The sequence below is a fragment of the Pricia antarctica genome (genome assembly GCF_900101815.1).
Taxonomy (GTDB): Bacteria; Bacteroidota; Bacteroidia; order Flavobacteriales; family Flavobacteriaceae; genus Pricia; species Pricia antarctica.
Map to the genome: position 1 here is coordinate 135,681 of NZ_FNAO01000009.1, position 12,792 is coordinate 148,472.

The following is a 12,792-nucleotide window of genomic DNA, read 5'->3' on the forward strand; positions in this document are numbered from 1 at the left end:
AATGCACAGTTTATCGGACCAAATCCATACTAAATAAGTAATTGAAACGTTCGCTACTTATATGAGACCATTTTTCACATATTTAGGAATACTTCTACTGGCTGGCTCGTGCAGCACGTTGGGCTTAATTGGCAAGTCGGATAAAAAGGTTAATCCCGATATGCTGTCACAAAATAGCGCAAAGACATACGATAGGCTGATTACCGAAAAGGCCATTACCCAAAAGGGGCTATTTGACGTACATAAGGTCGGGAGCAAGTATTATTTCGAGATACCCGACAGTCTGTTGAACCGTGAAATGTTGGTAGTGACCCGGTTTATAAAAACGCCATCGGGCGCAAGCAACTACGGGGGGGAAAAAATTTCCGAAAATACCATAACTTTTGAGAAAGGTCCGACAGACAATATATTTCTGCGGATTGCTACCTTGGTAAGTGCCGCCAATGAAAACGATGCCATCTCAAAAGCAGTGAACAACGCAAACATTACCCCGATTTTAGAAGCCTTCGATATCAAGGCGAACAACGAAGACGCGAATTCCTCAGTTATCGATGTTACCGATTTTATAAATGGGGAGAATCCGTTGCTAGCCTTGGGCAACGAGCAAAAAGACGACTACAAGCTGATGTCGCTCGAAAAAGACAAGTCGTATATCAAGGAGATCCATTCCTTTCCGCTGAATACGGAAATCAAAACGGTAAAAACGTATAAGGCCAAAGTGGGTTCCAACAATCGAAAAGAACTTCCCGCAGCTATCTTGGCGGGCGTTGTGACCTTGGAAATCAACAACTCATTTATTCTGCTTCCTAAAAACCCCATGCATAAACGGTTGTATGATGCCCGAGTGGGCTATTTCGCCAGCTCTTATTTAGAATATGGTGACGACCAACAAAAAGTGGACCGCAATACCTACATCCACAGGTGGCGGTTGGAACCCAAGCCCGAAGACTCCCTAAAATGGCAGCGGGGCGAAATGGTAATACCCAAAAAGCCGATTGTATACTACATCGATCCGGCTACCCCAAAAAAATGGCGGCCATATCTCATTCAAGGTATCAACGACTGGCGGGTCGCTTTTGAACAGGCCGGTTTTAAAGATGCCATTATTGGGGTGGAATGGCCGGAAAACGACCCTACGATGAGTCTGGAAGACTCTCGTTTTTCGGTACTACGGTATTTTGCCTCTCCGTCTAAAAACGCCTACGGGCCGAACATAGTAGACCCCCGTAGCGGCGAGATTTTGGAAAGCCATATCGGTTGGTACCACAACCTGATGAGCCTATTGCACAGTTGGTACATGGTACAGGCTGGAGCCGTCGACAAACGGGCCCAGAAAATGGAATTCGAGACCGGACTTATGGGCGAGCTGATTCGTTTTGTCGCCTCCCATGAGGTGGGACATACTTTGGGCCTTCGGCATAATATGGGTGCCAGTTCGGCCACCCCTGTAGAAAATCTGCGGAACCCGGTATGGCTTAAAAAGAATGGGCACACAAGTTCTATTATGGATTATGCGCGCTTCAATTACGTCGCACAGCCCGAAGACAGTATTCCTACCAAAGATTTAATGCCGCGTATCGGCGACTATGATAAATGGGCCATTCAATGGGGCTATTCCCGTTTACCCGAAAATTTGGAACTCTCCGAGGAAAAAGAACTTTTGAGCCAAATGGTGGTCGATAGTGTTTCGAACAACCCAAGACTTTGGTTCGGCGGCGAGGGTCGCGATTTTGACCCGCGTTCCCAAACCGAAGACCTCGGTGACGACGCCATGCAGGCCAGCATGTACGGCATTCTCAATCTACAGCGTATAGCCCCGTTCCTAAAAAAATGGACGAAGGAGAACAATAGTGACGATTATACCAATCTAGATCAGGTATACAAAGACCTCGTCGATCAATACAAAGACTATGTATTTCACGTGGCACAGAATATCGGCGGTATTTATGTTACTCCCAAGACTATGGGTGAGGAAGGTCAAGTATATCGGCCCGTGGATAAAATGACGCAAAAACAGGCACTGGTTTTCTTGAACGACTATATATTCAAGGAGCCCAAATGGCTGTTGCGTAACGATATTCTGAACGCCATACAATCCCCACAATCCAAGGAGGCGGTCACCAAAACGATGGAAAGTGTTATGATGAACCTGCTTGGGGGCAGCCGCCTGAGCCGTATGACCTTTATCGCCGAGCGCTATGAAGATGAAGACCCGTATACCCCCGAAGCGTATATGGACGATCTTGCCCAAGTGGTTTGGGGCGATATGAACGTTTTTTATCAAACCACTGCCTATCGCAGAAAACTTCAAAAATCATACGTGGCAAACCTCATTACCCTTTACAAGCCCGACGAGGCGGAGGGTATGGTAGAAGGCATCTTGGCCAAACTTTCGGAAGGCTATACCGTTAACACGGATGTTCGCTCGCTTGCCTTAGATAATCTTTTGACCCTACAAGGGAAAATCAAGCGCACCCTTCCCGTTATGACCGATCGCTTGACCATTGCACACCTGAACTATCTCAAAAGGGAAATCGCTACGGTAGTCGGCGAAACCAAAGATATCGATCCGCTGTTTATCCCGTTTCGAAGGGATGTTTCCATCAAGGAAAGTGGCGGGAAGTAAAACCACTTCACCTTATGCCATTTGTAAAAACGTTTTTAGTACAAGTTTCCCAATTTCTTGTTTAAAAAGGGGCGGGTAAAAATAATTTTATGGCTCCGATGTAAACAAAAATCCAATGTTGAGTTTTGCGCATTTAATTTTGAGAAAATTATACTAAATCTCAGGAATGTCTTGGAAATTTGGCATTCAACCTATTTTAACCTCCCCGAGCCCGGACGCCCCCGTTGGATACAATACGCCCTTTTCCAACCGGAAAATACCTTTAAAAGGATCATCTACCACATCTAAATGGCCGTCAAGATCGGCGAAATGGATATTGGGGCGCGACAAAGCGAAATGGAGTCCTGCGGAAATTCCCAGGGCACATTCGTCGTTACAGCCGATCATGCTTTCAAGACCGGCCGCTTTGGCCACGGAATTGATGTGCATGCCCTCTAAAATACCCCCTACCTTCATCAATTTGATGTTGACCATATCGATGCGTTCGTTCTGGGCTAGGCGAAATACATCTCTGAGCGTTTTGATACTTTCATCGGCCATCACCGGAATGGCGACCTGATCGGTCACCTGCCCAAGACGCTCTTCCTTTTCCAATTTTGTGGGTTGCTCGAAAATTTCTATACCTATATGGGCCGTGGCCCTTACAAAAGCTACAGAATCAATGACCGAATAGCCCTGATTACCATCAAAACGAAGAGCCAAATGCGGATGTCTTTCATGCAAGCGGGTCATTTTTTCGATATCCTCAAGCAGGCTGTGCCCTCCTTTTACCTTAACTATGGAAAATCCTTGCCGGACAAACTCATCGGCCTGCCGCAAGGTTTCGTTTACGGGAAGAATCCCGATGGTGATACTTGTGGCGATGCTGGTACGATATCCTCCCAAAAATTGATACAAAGGCACATCGGCCTTTTTTGATATCAGGTCGTGCAGGGCCATATCGACCATGGCCAAAGCGGAAGATTTTTTACCCAGATACGTTTTTAATTCCTTCAGGATAAGGGCATACGTAAAAGGGTTTTTTCCAATTAGATAGGGCAAAATCACCTCTTTTATGGCTTCTTCTACCTCTACCGGATGCTCGCCCGTCACCGCCTTATCGGGTGCCCCACAGCCATAGCCGACGATAGTGCTATCGGTCTCTATTTTTAGAATGAAATTGGTAGATTTGCTTATGGTCTCATAGGCAATCGTGTAGGGTTCGGAAAGTTTTAGGTCAAGGCGTTCGTAGGATATTTTGGTAATCTTCATAGGAAAGTTTTCTTCATTGGCTATATTTAAAGCTCAGTCTTGATTCTCAAATCTTTTCTTTAAGGATTTCGACCAACCCCTCCACTCCATATTTTAACACATCAAATGCCGGCAGTTTTGTTTCGAGGGTAATCTGTTTACAGGCCTCCAAAATTTCATCTTCGGCCATATCTTCATGGTTAACCGTTATGGCGATGACTTTTTTGCCGGAAATGACCTCGATTGCGTTGATCTGTTCGGGAAGGGAATGCATTTTATACCCCGGGAAACCATCGTATTCTGCACGCTTGGGGGCGTGTTGCAAGATGACAAAATCGGGTCGGCCTGCTGCCAAAATCTCAAAACCGCCTGGATATGCGGGGTTCATCAAACTGCCCTGACCCTCTATAACGATAACATGGGGCTTCTCATTTTTATAGGCACTAACTACGGCATGCTCGATCTCGCCCGAGACGAAATCATTGATACAACTGTCCATCACCATGCTATATTTGGCACCTTGCATCCAAGCAGTCTGGCCTGTGCCGATCATTTCCGCTTTCAATCCGGCATCCCGAAGACCGTGAACCAACAACCAAGCGGTGGTACGTTTCCCCAAGGCGGAATCTGTGCCGAGCACAGCTATCTTTAGGCAGTCTACATTTTCGATTTCCCCGGTAAAAAAATGGAGTTGGTCACGATCAGGAGTTTTTCGCACGTCACGGATGCGACAGTTGTTTTCGCCGGCAAGCTGGTTCAAGGTTGCATCGTTGGTCAAAAAATCGTGCAGGCCACTATCAACGTTCCAGCCCATTTCCAAGGCTTTTTTTATGACGGTTTTGGCCGGGTTCGGTAATCGGCCTCCGTCGGGAGCAAGACCTATGACCAAGGTTTGGGGCAGGTTGTCGCTGGACTTTAATTCTTCAATAGCGGTATCCAAATCCTTAAAAATCGGAATCCCGTTGGACTTTCCATCCAGGGTTTTTCCTGCATCTTGTCCGGCGTATTTGCTGTCGAGAACGCCTACAATTTCATAGCGTTCGGTGAAACGCACCAAACCGTGGGCCGTTTTTCCGTTAGGGGTGTTAAAGGCACCTTCGCAGTACACGAGCGCCTTTCCATCAATTGAATTTTTCATGGTGTTTAGTTTTTAGCAGTCAGTACCGCTACAAAGCGGCCCGGCTCAAAATTCATCTTTTCATCAAATTCTAAAAGTGCTATTAGACCCGCTGTTGCCGCCGGCAATATTCGAAAGCCTTCTTTTTTTGCCAAAAGGGAGCTCATTTCCCGCAACTTTTTATCGCTGATATTAAACGCCTCTCCGTTGGACTCCCTCAGTGCGTATAAGGCTTCCTCCCCATCAAAACTGTGCCAGTTAATTAGGGGCTCGTTGTATTTGGTTTCCTTTATCGCCTCGGGAACTAAATCTTTACAATGGTCCAACCCTTGCAAAAACGATTGTACAATTGGGTTTTTCCGGCTCGACGAGGCCGCAATCATTTTCGGGACGCGCGATGTTTTTCCCCTTTTGTACAAACTTACGAACCCCCTATAAATCCCTGCGAACAAGGTACCGTTAGATACCGGGACGGCACAATACTCGGGGGCATCGCCCAATTCGTCAAAAATTTCAAAGGCAATCTGCGAATAAGCCGAAATCTGCAATGGCGTGTTCGAGCCACCAGGATTCGCATCGTACCACTCCTTTTCCTTGGCCAGTTCACTACTTTTTCTTACAACATCTTCGTAACTGCCGGGCATTCGAATAATTTCAGCGTGTAAACCTTCCATTTCTGAAATGCGTTCGGTATGGTAGCTTTCGGGGATGAAGATTTTACAGCGTATGCCGGCTAAATTTGCGGCCAGTGCCATCGCAACACCATAGTTGCCGCAAGTTGCCAATGCGACGGCATCGAATTCACGCCGTAGTGCATCGTACACTTGGGCAAAGGCAATACGGTCTTTTTGGGTACCGGTCGGGTTGTCTCCCTCATATTTTACGTATAACTGGCGCATGTCGAACTCTCTTTCCAAAGTTTTGGCGCGGTGCAGCCCGGTATCACCCACCTCAAGATTTATAATGTCTTCATACGATTCCAAGCGATCCACTAATGATTTGCTTCTGTCCTTCACGAAATCACTCAATTTTTTAGCCTCCGAAGATACTTTGTTCTCGGCGGTCTTCACCCCATCCTTTAAATTCATATCGTAATCATTATCCTATCAAAAGTACTGCCTTTTGCAGAATTTACAGAAAGGCATCCCACTATTTTATTCATACCCAATAGCTGAGGTTTGTACGGTCAAAAAGAGTGTTTTTAAAAGGATTTCCTTATCCCAAAAAGCTATTCGGGTTCGCCACTTTGTATGCACACTTCAACTTCATCGAGCCCTTCTTGGGTATCGGAAAGCACTATTAATACGTCATTGGGCTCGATTACCGTAGCGCCATTGGGCACCACGTAGCTACCATTACGCTCTATCATGGCTATGATCGCTTTTTTCGGAAAATTAAGCCTCACTATTTTTTTGTTCACGGCATAACAATTCTCCCCTACCTTAATCTCTTTCATCGCAGTCTTCGGATTTTCAGCCAAGAATGCGTCCGTGGGATAGCTGGGTCTATCCTCTTTAGGCAAGGCGACTTTCAACCATTTCGAAAAAACACCCAAAGTTGTGCCCTGAATCAAAACGGACGTCACTGATATGAAAAAAACAATATTGAAGATCATTCCGGCCTTTTCAATCCCGGCCAATAAGGGATAGGTGGCGAATACAATGGGTGCCGCACCGCGCAATCCAACCCATGAGATATATAAGCGCCGCTTGAGATTCATTTTGAAGAAAAGCAAACTAATGAACACCCCGATAGGCCTCGCCACTACAATCAAAAAAATGGAAATCAAGATTCCAATGCCAAGAACCGGTACTATTTTCGACGGGAAGACAAGTAGTCCTAAAGTAAGGAAAAGCACAATTTGCATCAACCATGCCAGACCGTCGTACATGCGCATGATGGTCTTTTTATGAATCAGATCTTGATTGCCCAAATATACCGCACAGATATAAATGGAAAGAAAGCCGTTACCCCCCACAAAATCGGTAGCCGAAAAAGTGATGAACATCAAGGCGATGGCGAGCACCGGATATAGCCCTTCAAAACTTAAGCTAATTCTATTTATAACCAATTTACTCAGTTTTCCGAAACCTAGACCTGCCAAGGCACCGACCACCATTTGCAAAAGAAAAAAGGGCATAAGAGAGAGTAAATTCTGTTCCGGATGCAATACAAGTGTCAAAAATGCGATGGTAAGCACATAAGCCATGGGATCGTTACTTCCACTTTCTAGCTCCAACGTTGGCCTCAAATTGGTTTTTAGCGAAAGACTTTTGGCCCGAAGAATAGAAAATACGGCCGCCGCATCGGTAGACGATACTATCGAACCCAGCAACATGCTTTCGTAGAACTTAAAATCGGTCAACAGCCACACAAAAGTTCCGAGAGCCGTGGCAGTCATTAGCACCCCAAGGGTCGATAGCGCAAGGCCTTCTTTAAGAATGGGTTTTACGGTATTCCAATTCGTATCAAGTCCGCCGGAAAACAATATGAAGTTCAAAGCAACCAGTCCGATAAATTGGGCAATTTTAGGGTCGTCAAAATAGATGCCGCCAATGCCCTCGGAACCCGCAAGTATACCGATAATCAAAAAAATTAACAGGGTAGGCACTCCGTATTTGTAAGCTCTCTTGCCAATAATGATACTTAAAAAAAGTAGTAAGGAGCCTATTAATAAAATGTTTTCGATGGTTATGTTCATTCCCCTTTTATTATACCCTTACTCGATTTGCTACTCCATCGCAAAATAAGATATCCGATAATTCCTGAAACCAAAGATCCAAAGATTATACCCACTTTTGAAGAATCGATAAGCATCGTATTACCCGGAAAAGCTAGGTTGGCGACAAATATAGACATGGTAAAACCGACACCTGCCAAGATGGCGATACCAATAATTTGTTTGAAATTACTGCCTTCGGGCAAGACCGCTATCTTCAGTTTTACGCCAATAAACGAAATAATGGCGATACCAAGTCCCTTTCCAACGAATAAGGCAATGGCTATGTTCATCATTATGGGCATGTCAAGTTCCATATCGACGCTGAAAGCAACTCCGGCATTGGCCAAGGCGAAAATAGGCATGATAAAATACGCCACCCAGCCGTGGAGCCCATGCTCTAAACGTTGTAGAGGGGAATTGAACTTTTCCCTCAGGTCTTCGAGATCATCCATATGTTGGTACTGTTCTTTAGACAAAATAGGAAGGCCGTCACGCTCGGTTTCTTTCAGGCGATGAGCGATATTGGTCAGGCTTTCGGTAAAATCCTTCATATTTATCTTTTGCCGTATAGGAATAGTAAAGGCCATAAGCACCCCGGCTATCGTAGGATGGATTCCGGATTTCAAAAAAAGGAACCACACGATCACAGCGAAAACTACCGATAGATATTTAAAGTAAAGGCCTCTAGAAGACAATAAAAAGAGAATGCCCAATGGAATCATCGCGTATAGGATCATAAGCCAATCGATGCCCGAACTATAAAATAGGGCTATCACCAACACCGCCCCCAAATCGTCTACAATGGCAAATGCGGTCAGAAATATTTTCAGGCTAAGGGGCACCCGATTTCCTAAAATCTTAAGAATCGCCAAAGTAAAGGCGATATCAGTGGCCATGGGAATCCCCCATCCGTTGGCCGTATCCGGTGATCGGTTGAGAAGAAGGAATAGCCCGAGCGGAAAAACGATACCACCGATGGCCGCAATCAATGGGAAGGAGGCCTTTCTAAGACTGTTCAATTCGCCAATGATCAGCTCCCGCTTGATCTCAAGTCCGATCAAAAAGAAAAACACCGCCATCAACCCGTCGTTTATCCAAAGGATAAGGGGTTTGCTAAGCTCAAAGCTTTCTGTACCCAAACCGATGTTGTAGCTCCACAGGGCTTGATAGCTTTCACTGAAACCTGAATTGGCCCAGACCATGGCGATTACGGTCGCCCCGAATAGGAGGATGCCGCTAAAACTTTCGATTTTTACAAATTTCTGAAAAGGGGTAAGAATGACTTTTGCTATCATATTCAGATTTGACTTTTTCTTGAAGACAACCGATACGGTTGGCAAAACTTCTTGGGAAACCTTGCTTTTTGAATGGTAAAAATAACAAACGCTTCGACGTTCGTGTCGACTGCGTTAAAGAAATAAACCGGACCGAACCACATTAGACCGGCATAAAGATTCGCGGCGTTTAAAAAACAACCCTCCAATCATCAATTTTCATTTGCGGTAAAAATCTCTCAGACCTTTCCCGGTCTTCCCGCTCCCAGTCCCATAATCAGTTTAAGGACGGCGATCACGAAGAGAAAGACTAGGGAATAGGTCCAACTTCCCGAAAAATCAAAGATGCTACCGAAGATGATCGGGCCTGTGGCGGCAATCAGGTATCCTATGGACTGTGCCATACCCGATAGTTCAGTAGCGGATTCCGCATCGTGGGAACGGAGTACGATAAAAAGGAGGGCCAATCCAAACGTTCCGCCCAGCACAAAACCGATCAACGAAACCCATAGAGCAATCCATCCGAACTGTGGCAACAGCAGGCCAATGATTCCGATAATTTCGACGAGGACCAGAAACCAGACAATACCGCGTTGGTCCCTTCTCTTTCCCGCTAGTATGGGAACGGCCAAAGATCCCAGAATGCCCATAGCCTGAGAGAGGGAAAGCATCCATCCGGAAAAGGAAGCGTCATATCCACGGCTTTGCAGAATGGCCGGCAACCAGGCGAGAATGACATAAAAGGTCATAGATTGCAAGCCCATAAACAAGGCGACCTTCCATGCCAACCGAGACTTGCCCAAGCTTTTCATAGCTTCAAGATAGCTTTGGTTCGTCTTTATTTTCTTCAATCGCGACAGCTGCGGCATCCAAATAAAAAAAGCGATTACAGCCAAGATGGACCATACCCCAAGCGAGCCCCGCCACCCCAACCCGGCGTCATGGGCCAGCGGAACGCTAATACCCGCAGCCAACGAAGCCCCCACTGCCATTACGGAGGAATACAGACTGGTAATAAACCCTGAATTGGTCGAAAAATTGCGCTTGGTCAGACCGGGCAGCAACACGTTGCCAAAAGCGATGGCGATTCCTAACAAAAAAGTGCCGAAATATAGCGCGGGCACCCAAGCAATAGATCGAATGCCAATACCTACGGTCAACAGGGCCATTGCGCCCAACAAAGTGCCGCCGATACCAAACCTTCTTGTAAATAATGGAGCCAAAGTAGATACGGTCCCGAACATCATAAGCGGAATGGTGGTCAAAATGCCCAATAGCGTGGTTGAAAGCCCTGTAGCACCCCGGATATCCTCGATCAATGGGCCGACACTGGCCAACGCAGGCCGTAGGTTGATGGCAATGAACAGAATGCCTGCGATCAACAAGACATTCTTCGATTTCGTCAAGGTCTTCAGAAACTTTGGATTTTAGTTTTGATACACAACATATCGGTCTGGGTGGCAATTTGATATCTGTTGCGAAAAAAATAAACCGATGACCATAATGGCCATCGGTTTACTTTTTCCGTGAAGTAAGGGCTGCGACCCTTCCTTTTTATTACGTGGAGAGCCCAGGTATAGGTTCCATTTTCCCGTTCTTCAATTTTCCGAGAACGGTTACATCTTTGGTCTTTTTGTATTCATCTATAGCCATTATCAATTGCTGCTTGGTTTCCCTAACAATTTTGATTCCTGATTTTTGATTTTTATTGCGGACTTCAATATAATATCCATCGCGAAGTTCCGTCGGTTTTGTGGCAGGTCTTCCCATAATACTGATTTCTTTTTGTTCGTAATTTTAATTAACGATAAACATAGGCAAATTAAGCTAATAAGCTAACTAATTCAGGGTTAAGCTAAAGTTAAAGTATAAATTTTTTTTTTAAGCTCTGTTTTACAATTTTCACGTGCCCTTTTCTAGTTCTTCGTATTTTTAAAAATAGTGCTTGATCTGTCTCTCTAACCAAGGTTGGCGACAGGTGAAAAAAAATCCAATTTAATTGGATTCACCGCACTTAAACCCCTACGTTTCATAGGGTATCGCTCAATAGTCAATGGGTAACCCGCGAACTGAACTTAGTTAAATGAAACATCCATGATTGGTTACAAACACACAGGGGAATGATTATTTTGCGGCGACCCCTAAATTCTATCGATATGAGCGAACAAGTAGTAGCCCTCGAGCAAATAGTTGGCATCGACGTCTACAAAAAAGTGCTTTCGGCGACTGCGCGGGGCACGGGATTCGACCTGCTACTTAAAAAGGAATATAGCAACGTCATACAGACTATCTGCCCGAAGCACTGCTTTTCTATTTAAAAAAACGCAACCTGCATCGTTAGCGATCCAAAACAGATTTGAAACCAGTATTTCCAGAGAAGCTCAATCCTCCTTGACGAAATCCTTTTTCAAACGGGTAGGGCTGTCGGGCACCCTATTTATCAATCGCTTTTTACCGTTTTTCTTGATGATTTCAAAAGCGTCATAAAGGTTTCCTGTGGGGGTGTATGCCCCGTATTTTATGGTATCCTTTGAAACCGTTATGATTTGAAAGAGTTGGGTAAACTCTCCGCGCCGCACCATCCATTGCTGCTCTTCCGACTCGTACATTTTAGGTCCGCTGACCGAAACGGCATAAACGGTACCGGCATCCTTTACCGTGGTAAGGCCCTTGCCCTTATTTTCGGCATAGCCTCTGGCATAGGTATGATCGTGCCCTTGCAATACCAGATCCACCTTGTATTTGTCGATCAAGGGTTTAAGGGCGTCTCTCAATTCCCAATTATCCCTGCCCTCGACCGTTGAGAAAATGGGATAGTGTGTTGTGATGACCGTCCATTTTTTTGTGTTTGCAGCTAGTACCGAATCCAGCCATTTGATTTGCGCCGATCGGGTTTCTAGGTGCTCGTCAAAGCTTTCTGAATCGATGGAGATTAATTTCATGTCTTGATAATCTAACGTATAACAGGTTTCTTTGAGGTCATCCATAGGTCCGTTTTCGGGCAGCGTGAATTGCGGCCTCCATAACGACGACAATACGCCATCGCGGTACTCGTGGTTGCCGGGCGTCATCATGCTCGGAACGGTGGCGTGGATAAAACTGCCGGCATAGAACCATTCGCCCCATTCCAGGTTCGCATCCCTATCATTGATCAGATCGCCCGCGTGCAGCATAAAATCTACCTGTGGAAATTGTCGATAGGAATTGCGAATAACCCGGGACCATAACGATTTTATGTTGTTTTGGGCGTCCCCGAAATAGATAAAACTAAAGGGCTCTTCCATGTCGATTCCCGCAGTGGTAAACTGAAACCATTCGCTCCAGTAGTTATTGTCTTCCGAACCGTTCCCTACCCTATAGACATAAGTGGTGCGAGGTTGTAAATCGGATATTACGGCCGAATGATAAACCGCTTTCACCAAAGGCTCGTTTCTATTTTGGTTTTCAAACCGTTCCGTCTTGGCATCGATCTTACTCATGTTCCCAAGCAAGAATTCGGGGCCATCGGTAGCCACGGCAATTTCTACTACTCCTTGGGCCACTTGCTGATCGGTACGCCAGTTGACCGCAAAACTATGCGCAGGATCAACGGTCAGGTTCGCTATGATACGATCAGGCGTTTTGGATGGGTACATCAGTTTATGCCCGGCCACCGAATCATGTTCGGTATAATGGCTATGGCCATGATGTTCCGTTGCGCCGGGTTCTTGTGCGGTCAACACCAACGCAGACCCTAACGCTACTACTACGAATAGAATACTACTTTGAGTTTTCATGAATTGATTCATTTGTTGTCCAAATTTATTTTGTTGTCCGTGTTCAA

10 protein-coding genes are annotated in these 12,792 nt (G+C 45.6%); 2 read left to right on the forward strand and 8 right to left on the reverse strand.

Translation table 11 applies throughout. The features are described 5' to 3' along the window. The first annotated feature begins 61 nt into the window (after positions 1–61). Positions 62–2,626: a zinc-dependent metalloprotease gene (locus BLT07_RS17745; RefSeq protein WP_091872773.1), complete on the forward strand. Its 2,565-nt coding sequence runs from the start codon at positions 62–64 to the stop codon at positions 2,624–2,626. Positions 2,627–2,812: 186 nt separating this feature from the next. Here the strand turns inward: BLT07_RS17745 and BLT07_RS17750 are convergent, their stop codons facing one another. The 7 genes from BLT07_RS17750 to BLT07_RS17780 form a co-directional block, all read right to left on the reverse strand. Next, complete coding sequence (locus BLT07_RS17750; protein WP_091872775.1) at positions 2,813–3,877, reverse strand: mandelate racemase/muconate lactonizing enzyme family protein; 1,065 nt, start codon at positions 3,875–3,877, stop codon at positions 2,813–2,815. 46 nt (positions 3,878–3,923) lie between these two features. Further along, the gene (locus tag BLT07_RS17755; RefSeq protein WP_091872778.1) at positions 3,924–4,994 is read right to left on the reverse strand and encodes an N-acetyltransferase DgcN family protein; all 1,071 of its coding nucleotides are present in this window, start codon (positions 4,992–4,994) and stop codon (positions 3,924–3,926) included. A gap of 5 nt (positions 4,995–4,999) precedes the next feature. After that, positions 5,000–6,061, reverse strand: coding sequence for a pyridoxal-phosphate dependent enzyme (locus tag BLT07_RS17760; RefSeq protein ID WP_091872782.1), 1,062 nt, complete (start codon positions 6,059–6,061; stop codon positions 5,000–5,002). Between the two features lie 140 nt (positions 6,062–6,201). Further along, on the reverse strand, positions 6,202–7,674 hold the full coding sequence (locus BLT07_RS17765) for a potassium/proton antiporter (protein ID WP_091872785.1): 1,473 nt from the start codon (positions 7,672–7,674) through the stop codon (positions 6,202–6,204). Then, positions 7,671–8,990 carry a Na+/H+ antiporter NhaA gene (gene nhaA / locus BLT07_RS17770; protein WP_091872788.1) on the reverse strand — a complete coding sequence of 440 codons (1,320 nt, stop codon included), beginning with the start codon at positions 8,988–8,990 and terminating at the stop codon, positions 7,671–7,673. Before nhaA ends, BLT07_RS17765 begins: the two co-directional genes overlap by 4 nt. 218 nt (positions 8,991–9,208) lie before the next feature. After that, positions 9,209–10,375 carry a CynX/NimT family MFS transporter gene (locus BLT07_RS17775; RefSeq protein ID WP_245726587.1) on the reverse strand — a complete coding sequence of 389 codons (1,167 nt, stop codon included), beginning with the start codon at positions 10,373–10,375 and terminating at the stop codon, positions 9,209–9,211. A 151-nt stretch (positions 10,376–10,526) separates the two neighbouring features. Next, on the reverse strand, positions 10,527–10,739 hold the full coding sequence (locus BLT07_RS17780) for a hypothetical protein (protein WP_091872793.1): 213 nt from the start codon (positions 10,737–10,739) through the stop codon (positions 10,527–10,529). 386 nt (positions 10,740–11,125) lie between these two features. On the opposite strand from BLT07_RS17780, the gene BLT07_RS21085 reads away from it, so the two are divergent. Then, positions 11,126–11,287 carry a hypothetical protein gene (locus BLT07_RS21085; RefSeq protein ID WP_175455359.1) on the forward strand — a complete coding sequence of 54 codons (162 nt, stop codon included), beginning with the start codon at positions 11,126–11,128 and terminating at the stop codon, positions 11,285–11,287. Between the two features lie 63 nt (positions 11,288–11,350). Here BLT07_RS21085 and BLT07_RS17790 read toward each other — a convergent pair whose 3' ends face one another. Further along, complete coding sequence (locus BLT07_RS17790; RefSeq protein WP_245726588.1) at positions 11,351–12,745, reverse strand: purple acid phosphatase family protein; 1,395 nt, start codon at positions 12,743–12,745, stop codon at positions 11,351–11,353. Between the last annotated feature and the right edge of the window lie 47 nt (positions 12,746–12,792).

Bases quoted from the DNA above. Each gene is read 5' to 3' on its own strand.
- BLT07_RS17745 (WP_091872773.1), top strand. From the start codon at position 62: ATGAGACCATTTTTCACATATTTAGGAATACTTCTACTGGCTGGCTCG.
- BLT07_RS17750 (WP_091872775.1), bottom strand. From the start codon at position 3,877: ATGAAGATTACCAAAATATCCTACGAACGCCTTGACCTAAAACTTTCC.
- BLT07_RS17755 (WP_091872778.1), bottom strand. From the start codon at position 4,994: ATGAAAAATTCAATTGATGGAAAGGCGCTCGTGTACTGCGAAGGTGCC.
- BLT07_RS17760 (WP_091872782.1), bottom strand. From the start codon at position 6,061: ATGAATTTAAAGGATGGGGTGAAGACCGCCGAGAACAAAGTATCTTCG.
- BLT07_RS17765 (WP_091872785.1), bottom strand. From the start codon at position 7,674: ATGAACATAACCATCGAAAACATTTTATTAATAGGCTCCTTACTACTT.
- nhaA (WP_091872788.1), bottom strand. From the start codon at position 8,990: ATGATAGCAAAAGTCATTCTTACCCCTTTTCAGAAATTTGTAAAAATC.
- BLT07_RS17780 (WP_091872793.1), bottom strand. From the start codon at position 10,739: ATGGGAAGACCTGCCACAAAACCGACGGAACTTCGCGATGGATATTAT.
- BLT07_RS21085 (WP_175455359.1), top strand. From the start codon at position 11,126: ATGAGCGAACAAGTAGTAGCCCTCGAGCAAATAGTTGGCATCGACGTC.
- BLT07_RS17790 (WP_245726588.1), bottom strand. From the start codon at position 12,745: ATGAAAACTCAAAGTAGTATTCTATTCGTAGTAGTAGCGTTAGGGTCT.